This window comes from Pseudomonas sp. F-14 TE3623 (assembly GCF_053629015.1).
On record NZ_JBRJHM010000001.1, the window covers coordinates 1,830,486 to 1,847,500 of the forward strand.

At 58.7% G+C, this 17,015-nt stretch carries 16 protein-coding genes; 8 read left to right on the forward strand and 8 right to left on the reverse strand.

The window, feature by feature from the left end; translation table 11 throughout:
- Nucleotides 1-2: 2 nt before the first annotated feature.
- Genes cyoB through cyoE form a run of 4 tightly spaced genes read left to right on the forward strand, consistent with a single transcriptional unit; the run spans nt 3 to nt 3,898 of the window.
- Complete coding sequence (cyoB, locus tag AB7M29_RS08185) at nt 3-2,033, forward strand: cytochrome o ubiquinol oxidase subunit I (protein WP_008010575.1); 2,031 nt, start codon at nt 3-5, stop codon at nt 2,031-2,033.
- Between the two features lie 3 nt (nt 2,034-2,036).
- Nucleotides 2,037-2,663 (forward strand): cytochrome o ubiquinol oxidase subunit III, encoded by a 627-nt coding sequence (locus AB7M29_RS08190; RefSeq protein WP_217857706.1) that lies wholly within the window; start codon nt 2,037-2,039, stop codon nt 2,661-2,663.
- Entirely contained in the window at nt 2,664-2,999 is a 336-nt protein-coding gene (cyoD, locus tag AB7M29_RS08195; protein ID WP_008025399.1) for a cytochrome o ubiquinol oxidase subunit IV, read from the forward strand.
- An 11-nt stretch (nt 3,000-3,010) separates the two neighbouring features.
- Nucleotides 3,011-3,898 carry a heme o synthase gene (gene cyoE, locus AB7M29_RS08200; RefSeq protein ID WP_095055612.1) on the forward strand — a complete coding sequence of 296 codons (888 nt, stop codon included), beginning with the start codon at nt 3,011-3,013 and terminating at the stop codon, nt 3,896-3,898.
- 274 nt (nt 3,899-4,172) lie between these two features.
- Here the strand turns inward: cyoE and AB7M29_RS08205 are convergent, their stop codons facing one another.
- The 3 genes from AB7M29_RS08205 to AB7M29_RS08215 form a co-directional block, all read right to left on the reverse strand.
- Entirely contained in the window at nt 4,173-4,877 is a 705-nt protein-coding gene (locus tag AB7M29_RS08205) for a hypothetical protein (protein ID WP_454246670.1), read from the reverse strand.
- Between the two features lie 137 nt (nt 4,878-5,014).
- Nucleotides 5,015-6,547 (reverse strand): sensor histidine kinase, encoded by a 1,533-nt coding sequence (locus AB7M29_RS08210; RefSeq protein ID WP_454246671.1) that lies wholly within the window; start codon nt 6,545-6,547, stop codon nt 5,015-5,017.
- On the reverse strand, nt 6,544-7,260 hold the full coding sequence (locus AB7M29_RS08215) for a response regulator transcription factor (RefSeq protein WP_454246672.1): 717 nt from the start codon (nt 7,258-7,260) through the stop codon (nt 6,544-6,546). Before AB7M29_RS08215 ends, AB7M29_RS08210 begins: the two co-directional genes overlap by 4 nt.
- Nucleotides 7,261-7,413: 153 nt before the next feature.
- Here AB7M29_RS08215 and msrB point away from each other — a divergent pair, with 153 nt between their 5' ends.
- The 3 genes from msrB to msrA are packed head-to-tail and all read left to right on the forward strand — an operon-like array spanning nt 7,414 to nt 10,495.
- Nucleotides 7,414-7,929: a peptide-methionine (R)-S-oxide reductase MsrB gene (gene msrB, locus AB7M29_RS08220; RefSeq protein ID WP_454246673.1), complete on the forward strand. Its 516-nt coding sequence runs from the start codon at nt 7,414-7,416 to the stop codon at nt 7,927-7,929.
- Between the two features lie 43 nt (nt 7,930-7,972).
- Nucleotides 7,973-9,760 (forward strand): cytochrome c biogenesis protein DipZ, encoded by a 1,788-nt coding sequence (locus tag AB7M29_RS08225; protein ID WP_454246674.1) that lies wholly within the window; start codon nt 7,973-7,975, stop codon nt 9,758-9,760.
- A 27-nt stretch (nt 9,761-9,787) separates the two neighbouring features.
- Complete coding sequence (gene msrA, locus AB7M29_RS08230) at nt 9,788-10,495, forward strand: peptide-methionine (S)-S-oxide reductase MsrA (protein WP_454246675.1); 708 nt, start codon at nt 9,788-9,790, stop codon at nt 10,493-10,495.
- An 8-nt stretch (nt 10,496-10,503) separates the two neighbouring features.
- Here msrA and AB7M29_RS08235 read toward each other — a convergent pair whose 3' ends face one another.
- From AB7M29_RS08235 to AB7M29_RS08245, 3 genes are all read right to left on the reverse strand, one after another.
- Nucleotides 10,504-10,908: a GNAT family N-acetyltransferase gene (locus tag AB7M29_RS08235; RefSeq protein ID WP_217857713.1), complete on the reverse strand. Its 405-nt coding sequence runs from the start codon at nt 10,906-10,908 to the stop codon at nt 10,504-10,506.
- Complete coding sequence (locus AB7M29_RS08240) at nt 10,905-11,918, reverse strand: sensor domain-containing diguanylate cyclase (RefSeq protein WP_454246676.1); 1,014 nt, start codon at nt 11,916-11,918, stop codon at nt 10,905-10,907. Before AB7M29_RS08240 ends, AB7M29_RS08235 begins: the two co-directional genes overlap by 4 nt.
- A 343-nt stretch (nt 11,919-12,261) precedes the next feature.
- Nucleotides 12,262-13,167: a LysR family transcriptional regulator gene (locus tag AB7M29_RS08245; RefSeq protein WP_052966631.1), complete on the reverse strand. Its 906-nt coding sequence runs from the start codon at nt 13,165-13,167 to the stop codon at nt 12,262-12,264.
- A 102-nt stretch (nt 13,168-13,269) separates the two neighbouring features.
- Between AB7M29_RS08245 and AB7M29_RS08250 the strand changes: the two genes are divergently transcribed.
- Complete coding sequence (locus AB7M29_RS08250) at nt 13,270-14,445, forward strand: aspartate aminotransferase family protein (protein WP_217857715.1); 1,176 nt, start codon at nt 13,270-13,272, stop codon at nt 14,443-14,445.
- An 88-nt stretch (nt 14,446-14,533) separates the two neighbouring features.
- Here the strand turns inward: AB7M29_RS08250 and AB7M29_RS08255 are convergent, their stop codons facing one another.
- Nucleotides 14,534-15,058 carry an adenylate kinase gene (locus AB7M29_RS08255; protein ID WP_454246677.1) on the reverse strand — a complete coding sequence of 175 codons (525 nt, stop codon included), beginning with the start codon at nt 15,056-15,058 and terminating at the stop codon, nt 14,534-14,536.
- Between the two features lie 16 nt (nt 15,059-15,074).
- Nucleotides 15,075-17,012, reverse strand: coding sequence for an alkaline phosphatase D family protein (locus tag AB7M29_RS08260; RefSeq protein ID WP_454246678.1), 1,938 nt, complete (start codon nt 17,010-17,012; stop codon nt 15,075-15,077).
- Between the last annotated feature and the right edge of the window lie 3 nt (nt 17,013-17,015).

Below are 17,015 nucleotides of genomic sequence, written 5' to 3' on the forward strand. Positions count from 1 at the left end.
CGATGTTTGGTAAATTAAGTTGGGAAGCGGTCCCGTTCCACGAACCGATCGTGATGATAACCATCGCCATGATCGCGCTCGGTGGTCTGGCGCTGTTCGCTGCAATCACCTACTTCAAGAAGTGGACTTATTTGTGGACCGAGTGGTTGACCTCGGTCGACCACAAGAAAATCGGCGTGATGTACATCATCGTCGCCATGGTCATGCTGCTGCGCGGCTTTGCCGACGCCATCATGATGCGTACCCAGTTGGCCATGGCCACCGAGGGTTCGCCTGGCTACCTGCCGCCTGAACACTATGACCAGATCTTCACCGCTCACGGTGTGATCATGATCATCTTCATGGCGATGCCATTCTTCACCGGCCTGATGAACCTTGCAGTGCCGCTGCAGATCGGCGCGCGTGACGTTGCCTACCCGTTCCTGAACTCCCTGAGCTTCTGGCTGCTGGTTTCCGGCGTAGTGCTGATCAACCTGTCCCTGGGCGTCGGCGAATTCGCCAAGACCGGCTGGGTTGCCTATCCGCCGCTGTCGGGCCTGCAATACAGTCCGGGCGTGGGGATGGATTACTACATCTGGGCGCTACAGCTATCCGGGCTAGGTACGACGCTGACGGGGGTCAACTTCCTGGCCACCGTGCTGAAAATGCGTACCCCTGGCATGAAGCTGATGGACATGCCGATCTTCACCTGGACCTGCACCTGGGCCAACGTCCTGATCGTGGCTTCGTTCCCGATCCTGACCGCTACCCTGGCGCTGCTGACGCTTGACCGTTACATGGATTTCCACATTTTCACCAATGAACTTGGTGGCAATCCGATGATGTACGTCAACCTGTTCTGGGCCTGGGGTCACCCCGAGGTTTATATCCTGATTCTGCCGGCGTTCGGGATCTTCTCCGAAGTCATCTCGACCTTCACCGGCAAGCGTCTGTTCGGCCACCACTCGATGGTCTACGCATCGGGCGCGATCTCGATCCTGGGCTTCATGGTTTGGCTGCACCACTTCTTCACCATGGGTTCGGGTGCCAGCGTCAACGCCTTCTTCGGTCTGGCGACGATGCTGATTTCGATCCCGACGGGGGTGAAGCTATTCAACTGGCTGTTCACCATCTACCAGGGCCGTCTGCGTTTCACCAGCCAAGTGCTGTGGACCCTGGGCTTCATGGTGACCTTCGCCATCGGCGGCATGACCGGCGTACTGCTGGCCATCCCGGGTGCTGACTTCGTTCTGCACAACAGCCTGTTCGTAATCGCGCACTTCCATAACGTGATCATCGGCGGCGCGGTATTCGGTTACATCGCAGGTTTCGCCTTCTACTTCCCTAAAGCGTTCGGCTTCAAGCTGCACGAAGGCTGGGGCAAGGCAGCGTTCTGGTTCTGGATCACCGGCTTCTTCGTCGCATTCATGCCGCTCTACGTACTGGGCTTCATGGGCATGACCCGTCGTCTGAACGCCACCACCAACCCTGAGTGGGTACCGTACCTGTACGTTGCCATGTTCGGTGCGGTGATGATTGCCTTCGGTATCGCCTGCCAGCTGATCCAGCTGTATGTCAGCGTGCGTGATCGCAACAAGCCAGAGAACATGTGTGAACACGGCGACCCGTGGAATGCCCACACGCTGGAATGGTCGACCTCGTCGCCACCACCGTTCTACAACTTTGCCGTGCTGCCAAAAGCGGAAACCATCGATCCGTTCACCGAAGCCAAGGAAAACGGCACCGCGTACAAGGCTCCGGCCAAGTACGAGCCGATCCACATGCCCAACAACACCGCCACCGGTGTGGTCATGGGTGCTCTGTTGACCGTGTTCGGTTTCGCGATGATCTGGCACATCTGGTGGTTGGCCATCGTTAGCCTGGTCGGCACCGTGGGGTACTTCGTGATCCATGCTGCACGTGATGATCAGGGCTATATGGTGCCGGTCGACGTGATCGAGCGCATCGAAGCCGAGCAGCACAAGCGTCTGGTAGCGGCCGGGAAAGTTCCAGCCACCGCCACCCGTGTTGAAACCTCGTTGGAACAGGCTTAAACCATGTCGAACTTAGTGACCAATGCTGGACACACCCATGTCGATGGACATGGGCATGATGACCATCACCACGACTCGGGCGAGATGACCGTATTCGGTTTCTGGCTCTACCTGATGACCGACTGCATTCTGTTTGCGTCGATCTTCGCGGCGTACGCGGTACTGGTTAACAACGTAGCGGGCGGCCCGTCGGGCGCCGACATCTTCGAACTGCCATACGTACTGGGCGAAACCGCTCTGCTGCTGTTCAGTTCGATCACCTACGGCTTCGCCATGCTGGCGTTGTTCAAGGGCAAGAAGAACCAGGTCCTGGGCTGGCTGGGCATGACCTTCCTGTTCGGCGCCGGCTTCATCGGCATGGAGATCAACGAGTTCCACGTACTGATCGCCGAAGGCTTCGGCCCTAGCCGCAGCGGCTTCCTGTCCGGGTTCTTCACCCTGGTCGGCACCCACGGTCTGCACGTGACCAGCGGTCTGATCTGGATGGCGATCATGATGTATCAGGTGCAGAAAAACGGCCTGACGGCGACCAACAAGACCCGTCTGAGCTGCCTGAGCCTGTTCTGGCACTTCCTGGACGTGGTGTGGATCTGCGTATTCACCGTTGTTTATCTGATGGGGACTATGTAAATGGCTAACGCTCATTCCCACGATAGCCACGACGCCGGCCACGGCAGCGTCAAGTCCTACGCTATCGGTTTCATTCTGTCGGTGATCCTGACCGTCATTCCTTTCGGCCTGGTGATGTACCCGTCGCTGCCGAAAGCCCTGACCCTGTGGATCGTACTGGCCTTCGCAGTCATCCAGGTGCTGGTGCACCTGGTGTACTTCCTCCACCTGGACCGTTCGGCGGCGCAGCGTAACAACGTCATTGCGTTTGTTTTCGCCGCGATCGTAATCGTCCTGTTGGTAGGCCTGTCGCTGTGGATCATGTTCAGCATCCACACCAACATGATGGCGCACTGAGGTAAGTCCGGATGTCCTTGAAGCACTTTATCCAAATCACCAAACCGGGGATCATTTTCGGTAACGTGCTTTCAGTGGCAGGCGGATTTTTCCTGGCCTCCAAAGGGCATGTCGATCTGGCCATCTTCCTGGCCGCCATGATCGGCACGTCCCTGGTGGTGGCTTCCGGTTGCGTGTTCAACAACTGCATCGACCGCGACATCGACCTGAAGATGGAACGCACCAAGAACCGAGTGCTGGTCCAGGGCTTGATCTCCCTGAAACTGGCCCTGGCTTTTGCGACCATCCTTGGTGTTTTCGGCGTTGCACTGTTGTACAAGGTGGCCAACCCGTTGGCTGCCCTGTTCGCGGTGATCGGTTTTGTCATCTACGTCGGCTTCTACAGCCTGTACCTCAAGCGCAAGTCGGTTCACGGCACGCTGGTGGGCAGCCTGTCGGGGGCGATGCCGCCGGTGATTGGCTACGTGGCTGTGACTAACAGCTTCGACATGGCCGCACTGACGCTGCTGGTGATGTTCAGCCTGTGGCAGATGCCGCATTCCTACGCCATCGCAATCTTCCGCTTCAACGATTACCTGGCCGCATCGATTCCGGTGTTGCCGGTGAAGCGCGGGATTCAAGTGGCCAAGAAGCACATCCTGCTCTACATCCTGGCGTTCCTCGTAGCGACCTTGATGCTGACCTTCAGCGGCTACGCCGGCATGAGCTACCTCGCCGTCGCCGCGGCCATGGGCATGTACTGGTTGTACATGGCCTGGACCGGTTACAAGGCAGTGGATGACACGGTCTGGGCACGCAAGCTCTTCGTGTTCTCGATCTTCACCATTACTGCGTTGAGCGTGATGATGTCGCTGGATTTTAAAGTGCCGAGTGAGCTGTTGCTGACTTACGCGCCTTAAGCTTCGGATGCTGTAAAGAAAAGCCCCGCCTTCGAGAGAATGGCGGGGCTTTTTATTGGCTTATCCTGAAATATCGCGGCGCGGCCTTCGCGAGCAAGCCCGCTCCCACACTGGATTGGTGTTGCCACATTTTTTGTGATCGATGCCGAGTCAATGTGGGAGCGGGCTTGCTCGCGAAAGGAGCGCTGCGGTGTAACAGGAAAAAGTTAATAGGCGAACAGGCAATAAAAATCCCCGCTCTGATGGCGGGGATTTTTATGTGCGGAGTTTAGCGTTACTGCGCGGCGATGCTGTAGCCGTCGAACGCGGTTTGCTGCTGAAGCGCGGTGATGATGTTCTTGCGGTTGACCGCTTGTTCGGCCCCGGCATTGTCCAGGAACGTTTCGCTTTCCAGTTCGGCTTCATCGCCTTCGCCGATGAACGTGAAGCCCAGGAACTCCAGCGCTTCACGGTCAACGTTCAGGCGTGAGCGCGGGGTGCGCAGGGGCAGGGTGACGCTGATGCCGTCCTTGCTGATGGTAAACACTTCGACTTCTTTCTTGGCGCGAGCCGCTTTGCTCTTGCCACTGCTCGGGTTGCTGATGGCTTGGTGGGTCTGGTTCAGTACCTTCAGCGCCAGGCCATAGACGATCTCCTGAAACGACGGGTCATCCTTGAAGCTGGACAGAATGCGGCTGATCGGGAATTTGCTGCTCAGGTCTTCCAGGGCGGCGATGTCGGCCGCTTCGGCGTCTTTCAGCTGCTTGAGTTCGCCCATCAGTTCGTAGGCTTTGTCGTCGTCGAAGCTGTCATGAGCCTGGCGAATCGCGGCGCGCAGCTCGCGAATCTGATCGCTTTCCCGGGTGGATTGAAAAGCGTCCAGAACCATCTCGCTGATGGTCTTGGCCTGTGGCACATGCTGTGAAAGATTGATGGAGTTTTCGTATTCCGCTTTGGACGACAAGGTGACTACGGATTCAGCGGTATTGGAATCGGACATTGAAATTTCACTACTTCTTTAACTTGGATTGAGGCGAGAAAGCACGGGGCCTTTTCAGGCCGCCTAATCTATTGGACCGAGGCTGCGTTGTCACGGATGAACAGGCGGCTGGTCAGCATTTTTGCCAGCGCTGTCGACTATTTCCCCATCGAATTTATATTCATCGAGCGAACCACCCATTGTTCTGCTGTTTGCTCATCCACCGGCAAGGAGAAGCGAAAGGTCGCGCCGCGTCCGGGCACATCGATCAGTTCGATCTCGCGACCGTGCAATTGCAGGATCCGGTGCACGATCCGCAGCCCAAGTCCGCCATCGCGCCTGGCGCCACCAATGTTGAACGGACGCAGGAACAGGCCTTCGCGCAACTCGGGGGTGATGCCGGGGCCGGTATCGCTGACGGTCACTTCGATAAAAGCCCCCTGAGGGCGGAGGCTGAGTTCGACTTCTCCGCCCTGAGGGGTATGGCGCAGGGCGTTGTCGAACAGGTTGGTCAGTACCCGCTCGATCAGCCCCAGGTCGGCGCAGGCCACCGCGACGTTGGGGGAGAAGGTGGCTTTGAGTTCGATCTGGCGCGCTTCGGCGCTGAGTTCGAATTTCTGAAAAATGTCCTGCACCAGATCGGTCAGGGAGAAGCACTCCAGCACTGGTTGTACGAAACCGTGCTCCAGCCGCACCAGTTCCAGCAATGATTGCGCCAAACCGCCGACCTTGCGGCTTTGATCCAGAGCGATCCCCAGATAACGGCGGCGGTCGGCGGGGGACAACGTGGCGTCCTTGAGTGACAGGGTTTCCAGGTAACCGTGCAGCGAGGCCAGTGGTGTGCGCAGGTCGTGGGAGATGTTCGCCACCAGTTCGCGACGCTCCTGATCCTGACGGGTCAGCGAGCGCCATTGTTCACCGAGGCGCGCTTGCATCTGCCGGAAGGCGGCGTCGAGTACGGCAATTTCATCGTGGCTGGCGGTTTTTTCTACCGGCTCTGGCTCGGGCTCGGGCGAGGCGGGCGGCGCCGACGGAACGCCATTGATATCGAACTGACGGACTTTTTCGGTCAGGCGGCGCAATGGCCGGATGATCAGGGCAAATGCGGTGAGGCCGGCAATCAGGCACAGCAACGCCACCAGCCCAATGGACAACAACGCGGTATTGAGTGCTGCGCTGGTGGCGCCGCGTTCGGCGAAGCGGTCATGCTCTTCGCTGAGCAACACCACATAGAGATAACCGGCCGGTTGACCGTTGACCCGCAATGGCGCAGCGCTGAACACCTTGCTGCCATCGACGCTGCGCGGATCGTCGCCGAGAATCGGCAGGGCCTCGCCTTTGAGCAAACGCTGGATCGGCGCCAGATCGACCCGCTCCCGGCGTATTCGGCCTTCGGGCGCGGCGCTGCCGACAATTCGGCCTTCGGTGTCCAGCAGATAGACCTCGACACTGGGGTTGACCAGCATCAGCTGGCTGAACAATTCGCGCACGGCATTGGGCATCGGGCCATTGCGGTCCATCAGCACGGTGTCGTGGGCGATGTGTTGCGCCAGATCCCGCGACAAACCCTGCACCACTTCCAGTTCATGCATGTGGTTGGAGCGCACCTGCATCCATGCCGAGGTGCCGTAGCACACCAGCAACAGCACGGCGAACACCAGGGACAGGCGTTGGGTCAGGGTCAACCTCATGGCTGCTCTCCGCTCGTCGCGAATTTGTAACCACGCCCCCACACCGTGAGGATGCGCGCCGGTTGCGCCGGATCGGCCTCGATCTTGGCCCGCAGGCGGTTGATGTGGGTGTTGACCGTGTGCTCGTAGCCTTCATGGCTGTAGCCCCACACCGCGTTGAGCAGGTCCATGCGCGAGAAGACCTTGCCGGGCTGGCGGACGAAAAAGTACAGCAGGTCGAACTCCCGCGGCGTGAGGTCAAGACGCCGACCATCGAGGGAGACTTCACGGGTGATCGGGTCGATGGACAGGCCATCGCTGATCAGACTGCCAGCGTCCATTTTCAGGTTGCGGGCCATGGCATCGACCCGTCGCAGCAATGCCTTGACCCGTGCCACCAGTTCCAGAATGGAAAAGGGTTTGGCCAGGTAGTCGTCGGCACCGAGTTCCAGCCCCAGAATTCGATGGACTTCGCTGGAGCGCGCGCTGGTGATGATGATCGGTGTGTAGCGGGCCATGGCCCGGGCGCGACGGCAGATTTCCAGGCCATCGATGCCGGGCAGCATCAGGTCGAGGATCAGTGCGTCCCAGCTTCCTTGCTGCAGCAGTCGCATGCCCTCATCGCCATCGGCGCAGTGCACTACCTCGAACTGCTCATCGCGAAGATGCAGGCAGATAAGGTCGGCGATATGCAGGTCGTCCTCGACCACCAGGACGCGTTTGGTTTGTTCCATGGAGCTCAATCCTTTGTGACGCAATGAACACATTGTGCGGGTTTTCCTGAGGCTGAGTTATCACGAATTGTTTAACTCCTCGTGAGGATTTGGCGATCAACTCAAGCCTAGGCTGTGTTCCATGCAAGGCATCTGGAATTTTGGAGAAGGCCCATGTTTTCACGGCGACAGTTTCTCGTAGCAAGCGGCGGGCTGGGGGCTGCAGGCCTGGTGATCGGTGTATTGCCAAAATTTTCCGCAAGCGTCGCGCTGATCGATGAGGCCTACGCGGCAGAGGTTTTCGAGGTGACTCACAGTGACAGCGAATGGCGCGCCATGCTCAGCGCCGAGCAGTACGAGATCCTGCGTGAAGAGGGCACCGAACGGGCCTACAGCAGCCCGTTGAACAACGAGCATCGGCAGGGCGTTTTTGCCTGCGCCGGTTGTGATCTGCCGTTGTTTTCTTCCGACACCAAGTTCGACAGTCGCACTGGATGGCCGAGCTTCTGGGCGCCACTGGACAAGGCGGTGGCCACCCGTCAGGACCGCTCCTTCGGCGTGCTGCGTGAAGAGGTTCACTGCCGTCGTTGCGGCGGTCACTTGGGCCATGTTTTCGAGGACGGGCCCAAGCCCACCGGTCTGCGCTACTGCATGAATGGCCTGGGGCTGACTTTCAAGCCACAGGCGTAATCCATGGGCACTTCCTTTCACTCACTTCACGCAGGTCGACGTTATGTGGCTTCTGGTCCTCGCTTATCTCGGTGGTGTGCTGACGATCGTCAGCCCGTGCATTCTGCCGGTATTGCCCTTTGTCTTCGCTCGCACCGGGCAGCCGTTTATGAAGAGTGGCTTGCCGCTGCTGGCGGGGATGGCGCTGACCTTCGCGCTCGTCGCCTCGTTGGCGGCGGTGGGCGGCGGTTGGGTGGTGCAAGTCAATCAGTACGGTCGCTGGCTCGCGTTGCTGTTCGTTGCACTGTTCGGGCTGACGCTGTTGCTGCCCCGGTTGGCCGAGCGCCTGACGCGTCCACTGGTGGCGGCCGGCGGTCGGCTATCGGAAATCGTGGGCGCCGATTCCCGGCCGCGTCCCGGCGCGTCGTTGCTGATCGGCGTCGCCACGGGCTTGCTCTGGGCGCCTTGCGCCGGGCCGATTCTGGGCCTGTTGTTGACTGGCGCGGCGCTGCAAGGGGCAAACATCGCCACCACCTTGTTGCTACTGGCTTACGCGGCCGGCGCCGCCACCTCTCTCGCCGTGGCGCTGCTGCTGGGCGGTAAAGTCTTCGCCGCGATGAAGCGCTCGATAGGCGCAGGCGAGTGGCTGCGTCGAGGCTTGGGAGTTGCGATGCTGGTCGGTGTAGTGGCGATCGCCCTGGGGCTGGACACCGGGATTCTGGCGCGGGTCTCGACAGCCTCCACCGGCGGCATCGAGCAGGCGTTGGTAAGCCGATTCGCCGGTAAGTTGCCGACCGACAGTGGGGCGATGATGTCGCAGATTCCACGGGGCGGCGATCAACCCGCCGGCAGTATGAAAATGACCGCCAAGATACCGGGCGAACTACCGATTGAAGGCAACCTTCCATCGCTGGAGGGCGCTGTGCAATGGCTCAATTCACCCCCTCTCACCGCCCAGGCCTTGAAGGGCAAGGTTGTGCTGGTGGATTTCTGGACTTACTCCTGCATCAACTGCCTGCGAACCCTGCCGTATGTGAAGGCCTGGGCCGAGAAGTATCGCGATCAGGGCTTGGTGGTGATTGGCGTTCATACGCCCGAGTTTGCTTTCGAACGTGATGTAGGCAACGTCACCAAAACCATGAAAGACCTGGGCATCACTTATCCGGTGGCAATCGATAACGACTACAAGGTCTGGCGTGCTTTCAACAATCAATACTGGCCAGCCCACTATTTTGCCGATGCTCAGGGGCGCATTCGTTATCACCACTTTGGTGAAGGCAAATACGCCGAATCGGAGCGAGTGATTCAGCAACTGTTGCGCGAAGCGGGGGCCGCGAAAGTCGCGGATGGGCTGATCAATGCTCGTGCCGAGGGTGTCCAGCTCGCCCCGAACATGAATGAAGTGCGATCGCCGGAGACCTATGTCGGCTACCGACGGGCGGAGCATTTCGTTGCTGAAACCGATCTGGCGCCAGACAAGGTGACGGCCTATAGCCCTCCGTCACAACTGGCCCTTAATAACTGGAGCCTGGAGGGTCAATGGACTGTAGGTCCGGAGCGGGCCGTTTCAAACGCACCGGCCAGTCGTATCGTCTACCGCTTCCACGCTCGCGATCTGCATCTGGTATTGGGCCCCGATGCTGATGGCAAACCGGTGCGTTTCAAAGTGTTGATTGACGGCAAGCCCCCAGGTGATGCCCATGGTGTTGACGTGGCGCCCGATGGCAGCGGCAGCGTCACCGAGCAGCGGTTGTATCAACTGGTACGCCAGACCGCAGGCGTAAAGGACCGGACATTCAGCATTGAGTTTCTCGATCCCGGTGTGTCGGCGTACGCGTTTACGTTCGGTTGATAGCCTCATTCACTCAGGAGACATCCCATGAAAACCTCATTCAACTGGCGTGGCACCTTGCTGGGATTGGCCACCGCCAGTGTTATCGGTCAGTGCGCAGCGTTCTCGTTCGGAGGCGCCGAAGAGGCGGTCATCATTCCGCCACCAACTCTCGACGAGAACACTCAAGTGCGCAGTGAAACGGCAATTTTTGCCGGCGGTTGCTTCTGGGGTGTCCAAGGGGTGTTTCAACACGTCAAAGGGGTGAAGAACGCTGTCTCCGGTTACGCGGGCGGCTCAGCCAACACCGCTCAGTATGAGCGGGTCAGCAATGGCGATACCGGTCATGCGGAGGCCGTCGAAGTCACCTACGATCCCGCTCAAGTCAGCTATGGCAGCCTGTTGCAGATCTATTTCTCGGTGGCCCACAACCCCACCGAACTCAACCGCCAAGGCCCGGACAGCGGCACCCAGTATCGATCAGCGCTTTTCCTGAAAAGCGCTGAACAGCAACGCGTCGCCCAGGCCTATATCGCGCAACTCGACGCCGCCCATTCGTTCAACAAACCCATCGTCACCAAACTGGAGACCTACAACGGCTTCTATCCGGCGGAGGAGGAACATCAAGACTTCCTGACCGAGCACCCGACGTACCCTTACATCGTGATCAATGACCTGCCGAAAGTGGCGCAGTTGAAGCAGCTGTATCCGGATCGGTATCAGGAGAAGCCGGTGTTGGTGAAGGCTGGTCAATAGTGCATTGGCTACTTCAAGCGTGAGCGTTCCATGGCAATGGTCGACGTTTCAAAGCCCAGCTTTGAAAAGAAATCCGAAGCGCCTTCACGGCCTGCTCGCAGAACCCAGGTAATGGCGGTGTTGTCGCCCATGACATGCTCAACCAGTGCGCGACCGACGCCTTCACGTCGATGCTGCCCACACACGACAACCATCGACAGATAACCGTTGGATAAACCATCGGTGATACCTCGGGCAAACCCGACGATGTGGGAATCCTTTATCGCCAGAGCTGTACGTTGGGAATTTGCGATCAACTGAGCGAAATGCTCAGCGGAGCCGGTGCGGTGAGCCCACCCATTAGCCCCAAGAAAAAGTCGCACCGACTCGACATCCGATGGCAGCACATCACGGATAAGCAGGACAGTATTCACCCTGAAATCACATTCTTTCCCGCAATCTTCGACCGATACAGCGCCTGATCGGCCCTGGCTAGCAACCCGGTCTGTTGCTCTTCTTCAAAACGTTGCACCACGCCAAAACTCATGGTCACTTGGAAATCCCCGACCGGCAGCAGGCTCGACAGGCCATGACGGATTTTTTCAGCAAGTGACCTGGCGTCGGCCAACGAAGTATTGGGCAGGATCATGATGAACTCGTCGCCGCCCCAACGCGCCAACAGATCACCCTCGCGCACGTGGTGCTTCACGCTCTCGATCACCTGCACCAACGCCGCATCACCCAAAGCGTGGCCGTAGTGATCGTTGATGTTTTTGAAGTCATCGATGTCCATCGCAATCAGCGACATGGGGTGGCGAAAGCGTTGGGCGCGGTCGCATTCCTGGGGCAGGGCCTTTTCCAGCCGATAGCGATTGGCGATGGAAGTCAGCACATCGGTTTCCGCCAGTTTTCGATTCTCTTCGAGTTGAATCTGTAACTGCTGATTGACCCGAGACAACTCCCGGGTGCGTTCTTCGACGATGGCTTCCAGGGATTGATTGCGCCGCTCCATTTCTTCGAACAGGCGTTTCTTGTCTTCGATACTGCGGTGCGCGCCGACCATTCGTGCCACCGAGCCGTCGGCATTACGTGCCAGCACATAGCCGCGATCTTCGATCCAGGTGTAAGTGCCATCTCGCATGCGGCAGCGATACTCGGCTTGATAGCCGGGTGCGCGCTGATTCAGGTAGTCATCAAACAGCGCCATGACTCGTGAATAATCGTCGGGATGGATAACGTTTTCCCAGGTCAGCACGTTGTTATCCAGGGAATGAGGCGGATAGCCGAGCATCTCGTACCACCCAGGGTTGCGATAGACGAACCCGGTGTTGGCGTTCCAGTCCCAGATGCCATCGCTGACCAGTTCCAGAATGGTGTGCAGCATGTCTTCGTTAAAATCTGACAGATTGAACTTCAACGGCTCGATATTCGATGCCTCACCCATCATCGGTCTCCCTGCCGAACTGATATCAACGTGACTCGCCAGTCGAGGAGATTAGTTCATGGGGTATTGCCCCTGCTAGGGGGCGTTCTCAATTAGTTTCCCCGCCGCGTTGTCGCCTTAAAGCGGGACAGGCAAGGCGCAGGCCGCTGGGAATGGTTGTTCCCTTTCCAAGGCCTGCAACGCAGCCTGGCCCGTTTTAAGGCACAACCCGAAGGGCCGGGCCTGCTGTTGTGCGGGGCTGCGTTGCTCGAAGCTTATTTGGAATGACCAAACCACGCTTCTCGCGCCTTGCCCTGCACAACAGCAGACCCGGCGCGGTGGGGAAACTAATTGAGAACGCCCCCTAATGCTTGCCCCACCTCTGCAGCGCAAAGTCGACGAAGCTGCGCAATTTCGGCAAACGGTAGCGGTCCTGGGCGTACACCAGATTCATCGGCCGACTCGGCAATTGGTAGTCCTGCATCAAAGCCACCAATTTTCCGTCCTGAAGGTCCTGCTCCACCAAGGCATCGGGCACCATCACGATGCCCATCCCGGTTCGCGCCGCTTGATGCAGCCCCGCCGAGCTGTTGATCAGCATCGGTCCGCTGACCTCCACCATGACTTCGCCTTCGGGTCCTCTCAGGCGCCATTGTTTGGCTACCGAGTGCCAGTCATCTCCGGCCGGGTAGGCGAAGGCCAGGCAGTCATGGTGTTGCAGGTCGGTAGGTTTTTCCGGAGTGCCTCGGCGCGCCAGGTAGTCCTTCGAAGCGCACAGGGTCATCGTGTAGTCGATGAGTGGGCGGGCGATCATGTTGGACATCTCGGTAGTGCCCAAGCGAATCGCCACATCGAAACCGTTGTCGAGCAGATCCAGGCGCTGGTTGGTCAAAACGACGTCGAGTTTGACTTGCGGACAACGCAGGGCGAATTCACTCAAGGCCGGCGCCAGCCGTTCGGTGCCGAAGGTCAGCGGTGCGGTGATTCGCAGGGTGCCGCTCGGCTCGTCGAGGGTCTGTTCGGCCAGGCGTTCTGAATCGGCCACCAGCCCCAATACCTCGAGACAACGTTGATAGTACGCCGTGCCGAATTCCGTCAGCCGCTGGCGTCGTGTCGTACGGTTGAGCAGGCGCACACCCAGACGTTGCTCCAGGGCTCGAAGATGATTACCGACCATGGTCGTCGACATTTCGCACTGCAAAGCGGCGGCGGTCATGCTGCCGGCTTCCACCACTCTTACGTAAACGGTCATTGCTTGGAATAAATCCATTATCAAGCTCGGCTTTAAAATGATTGAAGTGTTGCAGTGTTTATCCAACTCAGGTGGCTAACCATACTGCAAAAACACCGACTATTAATGGAGTTTGATGTCATGACCGCCGCCTGCCTGATGAGCACCTACCAACCCTTGGCCCTGAGTTTCAGTAAAGGCCTGGGCACGCGCTTATGGGATCAGGCCGGTCGCGAATATCTGGACGCGGTGGCGGGCGTGGCGGTGACCAACGTTGGCCATTCCCATCCGCGAATTGTGTCGGCCATCAGCGAACAGGCCGGGCTGTTGTTGCACACCTCCAACCTGTACAGCATCGACTGGCAGCAGCAGCTGGCACAGAAACTGGTTCGGTTGTCTGGCATGGACCGGGCGTTCTTCAACAACTCTGGCGCCGAAGCCAATGAAACCGCACTGAAACTCGCGCGGCTTTACGGCTGGCATAAAGGCATCGAGCAGCCGCTGGTGGTGGTCATGGAAAACGCCTTTCACGGTCGTACTCTTGGCACCTTGTCCGCCAGTGATGGCCCGGCGGTTCGCCTGGGGTTTAATGAATTGCCAGGGAATTTCATTAAAGTGCCATTCGGCGACCTCGCGGCGCTGGAGGCGCTGCAACAAGCCCACGGCCCGCGCATCGTGGCGATTCTGATGGAGCCGATTCAGGGCGAAAGCGGTGTGCAAATGGCGCCGCCCGGTTATCTCAAAGCTGTGCGCGAACTTTGCAACCGGCGCGCCTGGCTGCTGATGCTCGACGAAATCCAGACTGGCATCGGCCGCACCGGCCAGTGGTTTGCGTTCCAGCACGAAGGCATCATCCCGGACGTCATGACCCTGGCCAAAGGCCTGGGCAACGGCATCCCCATCGGCGCCTGCCTGGCCCGGGGCAAAGCAGCCGACCTGTTCACCCCCGGCAGCCACGGCAGCACGTTCGGCGGAAATCCATTGGCGTGCAGAGTGGGGTGCACCGTGCTGGAGATCATTGAGGAACAAGGCCTGCTGGAGAACGCCAAACTGCAGGGTGAACGCCTACTCGCGAGATTGCGCATCGAATTGGCCGATGACCCCAACGTCCTGGCGATTCGAGGCCAAGGCTTGATGATCGGCATCGAACTCAAACAACCGATTCGCGACCTGACGCTGATAGCTGCTCGGGATCATGGACTGCTGATCAACGTGACACGGGGCAAAACCATTCGCCTGCTGCCACCGTTGACGATTGATGAGCGGGAAGTGGAGATGATTGTCAGAGGCGTTGGTCGGGCGGTGAGCGCAGCCTGACCTTTCTTGGATGAATGCATTGCCCTGTAGGAGCAGCCTTCGGCAGCTCCTACAGAATCGGTGTCTGCATCAGTGGAGTCAGGAACGATCAGTCGATTTGTTGCATCGTACTGACGAAAGCCGTGACTTCATCCCGATTCATCAGTTGAAGTTTCGAACCGCTAAACCCTTGGAACAAACGCTGATGCGCGGCAAATCCACTGGACTCTTCACGAGTACGATAGCTGCTGGCCCATTCCAGTAACGCTATCAGTAACTCGTCATGCTCGCGCTTTGCCTCTCGCTGGCGAATATAACTGACGCAGTCTTCGTCCTCCAGACAAAGCCAGATCAGCGCCGTCGCCTGTTCCACAAGTTCACTGACCATCCACCCATACACACCCTCGATAACCCAACGATTTTTGCTCGCCGCCACACGCGCCATTCCCAATGCCTCGGCGCGGGGACGAGCGATGCTGTGTTCATCGGATATCCAGTGAATCAGGTCGAGATCGATCCAGGGCGCTTGTAGGTGCTCGGCCAGTCGTTTGGCCAGCCAACTCTTGCCCGAGCCGGAGTTGCCGATGATCAGGGGTCGGGTGAGGTTCATGCTGTGAAGGTAATAATTGCTCATGGCAACTCGGGCAAAGTCATTCAATCGCTTCGGAAATTTCAGGCGCAATCATCCGCGTCTTCGGCGATCCATCCGCATTGAATTGATAAATATCCTGCGGCTGGCCCTTTTCATTGAAGAACACTTGGCCGATCCCTGCCGAGTTCCACAGGCGTTCCCCGGCTTCGGCGTGTTCGGGAATGTGCGGAACAATGTGCATGCGCCGACGCTTGGTCAGCCAGTTCAGCGGCGAGCGGGGCGAGTAGAGCCAGCGGTTGAGGCGGTCGAACCATTCGAGCAGGGCGGGCGGAAACTCGTTTTTGATCCCGCTGCTGGTGATCTGCCAGATTCGTGGGCCAGCCTTGCGGTGTCGGATCAATACTTCGTAGACGAAGGAATAATGCACATCACCGGACAGCACCACGTAGTTACCGGGTGTGCGGGAGTGTCGGAAAATGTTCAGGATCACCTGGGCCGCGCCGCGATGGGCCATCCAGTTTTCGGCGTCTACCAGCAGCGGATACCCGCACCAGCTAAACACTCGTTGCACGGTTTCGATCAGTTTGACGCCGAAAATCGGCGCCGGCGAAACGATGATCGCCGAGGGATGATCGAGCAATTCCTGTTGCAGCTCACTGAGTGCTTCCCAGTCCAGCAGACCCGACGGTTGCTTGAGGTTCATCTCGCTGCGCCAGCGCCGGGTGCGGGTGTCGAGCACCACCAGCGCCGGGTGGGTGGGCAGCACGTAATGCCACTTCTGAAAGCTCAGCAGCTCATCGATCAAGCTATCCTGGACGTCGCTGTCGAGGTAATGGTCTTGCCCCGTGGCACTCAATAGACGGGTTTTTTCCAGCATGCTGCCAAATGCATCCGGGTTGTTGCCCCAGCCCTGACACAACATATAAGCGAGCAGCGCGTTACCGATGATGCGCTTGGAGAACGGATGGCCGTAGGCCGTTTCCTCCCATTGCGCGGAAAGATTCCAGTCATCGGTTATATCGTGGTCGTCGAAGATCATCAGGCACGGCAGATGCGCCATCGCTCGCCCCACACCACCCAGCCCCGTCTTGAACGCATCGATGCACGTCTGCTCCAGGGCATAGCGCTTGCGTCGTTCGGGCGTCAGTGCCGGTGGTTGCGGCGCGATCAGTGTCCAGGACGTTGGCGACCATACTAATAGGTACATGGCTATGACCTCGGCGAAGGTCACCAAATGATTGTCGGCGCTGCTACTGGTAAAAATCGGCTTACGCGCTCCACCGAAAAATCGTTCGCGCAGGGTTTCGTTGCTCTCAAGCGCCGGTAACAAATCCGCACGATGGTAGTAACTGGCCGGGTGTTCATAGAGCTTGGCGCTATCGCTGACCACCGCACCGTCGAGGTGTTCGTCGAACAGTCCCAGACGCTCGATCAAGGCATGAATAGCCCGCAACATCGGCCCCGCGACATCATCGGCATACACCTGATCGCCGCTCATCATTAATAGTGCAGGACGCTTGCAAGCGTCCGGTTCGGACTCCAGCAACCGATCGACGCACAGCAAACCATCGGCAGCCGGATGGTGAGGTTTGCGGCAGGAGCCATGCAGCAATTGATCAATGCGCGAGCGCAACACGAAATTCGGGCAATGCGCTTCGCCATATAGCAGATGCGGCGCCCACTCGGCGATGCCCGACGGCGTGCCACCCGCTTCGGTGATCAGCAGGTCGTACTCGATCAACGTGTCGCAGGGCAGGGTGGCATCCAGTGGCACATCTATCAAATGAATAAAGGCATGAGTTCCGACCGGGATGATCGTGCATTGATCCGCATCGAGACGGATGTCGACTCCTTGCAAGCGTAGAGTCAGCGTCAGCGCACGTGACCCCACCAGCCACAGCACCAGCCGTTTGGGTTCCAGTCGCCGTAATAGCGGGCCGACGAGGACCGGTGGCAAAGGGGAGTGATCGGCGGGCAATGGCAAAGATACGGACATCCG

Bases quoted from the DNA above. Each gene is read 5' to 3' on its own strand.
- AB7M29_RS08190 (WP_217857706.1), top strand. From the start codon at position 2,037: ATGTCGAACTTAGTGACCAATGCTGGACACACCCATGTCGATGGACAT.
- cyoD (WP_008025399.1), top strand. From the start codon at position 2,664: ATGGCTAACGCTCATTCCCACGATAGCCACGACGCCGGCCACGGCAGC.
- AB7M29_RS08260 (WP_454246678.1), bottom strand. From the start codon at position 17,012: ATGTCCGTATCTTTGCCATTGCCCGCCGATCACTCCCCTTTGCCACCG.
- msrB (WP_454246673.1), top strand. From the start codon at position 7,414: ATGTTTTCACGGCGACAGTTTCTCGTAGCAAGCGGCGGGCTGGGGGCT.
- cyoE (WP_095055612.1), top strand. From the start codon at position 3,011: ATGTCCTTGAAGCACTTTATCCAAATCACCAAACCGGGGATCATTTTC.
- AB7M29_RS08225 (WP_454246674.1), top strand. From the start codon at position 7,973: ATGTGGCTTCTGGTCCTCGCTTATCTCGGTGGTGTGCTGACGATCGTC.
- msrA (WP_454246675.1), top strand. From the start codon at position 9,788: ATGAAAACCTCATTCAACTGGCGTGGCACCTTGCTGGGATTGGCCACC.
- AB7M29_RS08210 (WP_454246671.1), bottom strand. From the start codon at position 6,547: ATGAGGTTGACCCTGACCCAACGCCTGTCCCTGGTGTTCGCCGTGCTG.
- AB7M29_RS08240 (WP_454246676.1), bottom strand. From the start codon at position 11,918: ATGGGTGAGGCATCGAATATCGAGCCGTTGAAGTTCAATCTGTCAGAT.
- AB7M29_RS08205 (WP_454246670.1), bottom strand. From the start codon at position 4,877: ATGTCCGATTCCAATACCGCTGAATCCGTAGTCACCTTGTCGTCCAAA.
- AB7M29_RS08250 (WP_217857715.1), top strand. From the start codon at position 13,270: ATGACCGCCGCCTGCCTGATGAGCACCTACCAACCCTTGGCCCTGAGT.
- AB7M29_RS08245 (WP_052966631.1), bottom strand. From the start codon at position 13,167: ATGGATTTATTCCAAGCAATGACCGTTTACGTAAGAGTGGTGGAAGCC.
- AB7M29_RS08255 (WP_454246677.1), bottom strand. From the start codon at position 15,058: ATGAGCAATTATTACCTTCACAGCATGAACCTCACCCGACCCCTGATC.
- cyoB (WP_008010575.1), top strand. From the start codon at position 3: ATGTTTGGTAAATTAAGTTGGGAAGCGGTCCCGTTCCACGAACCGATC.
- AB7M29_RS08215 (WP_454246672.1), bottom strand. From the start codon at position 7,260: ATGGAACAAACCAAACGCGTCCTGGTGGTCGAGGACGACCTGCATATC.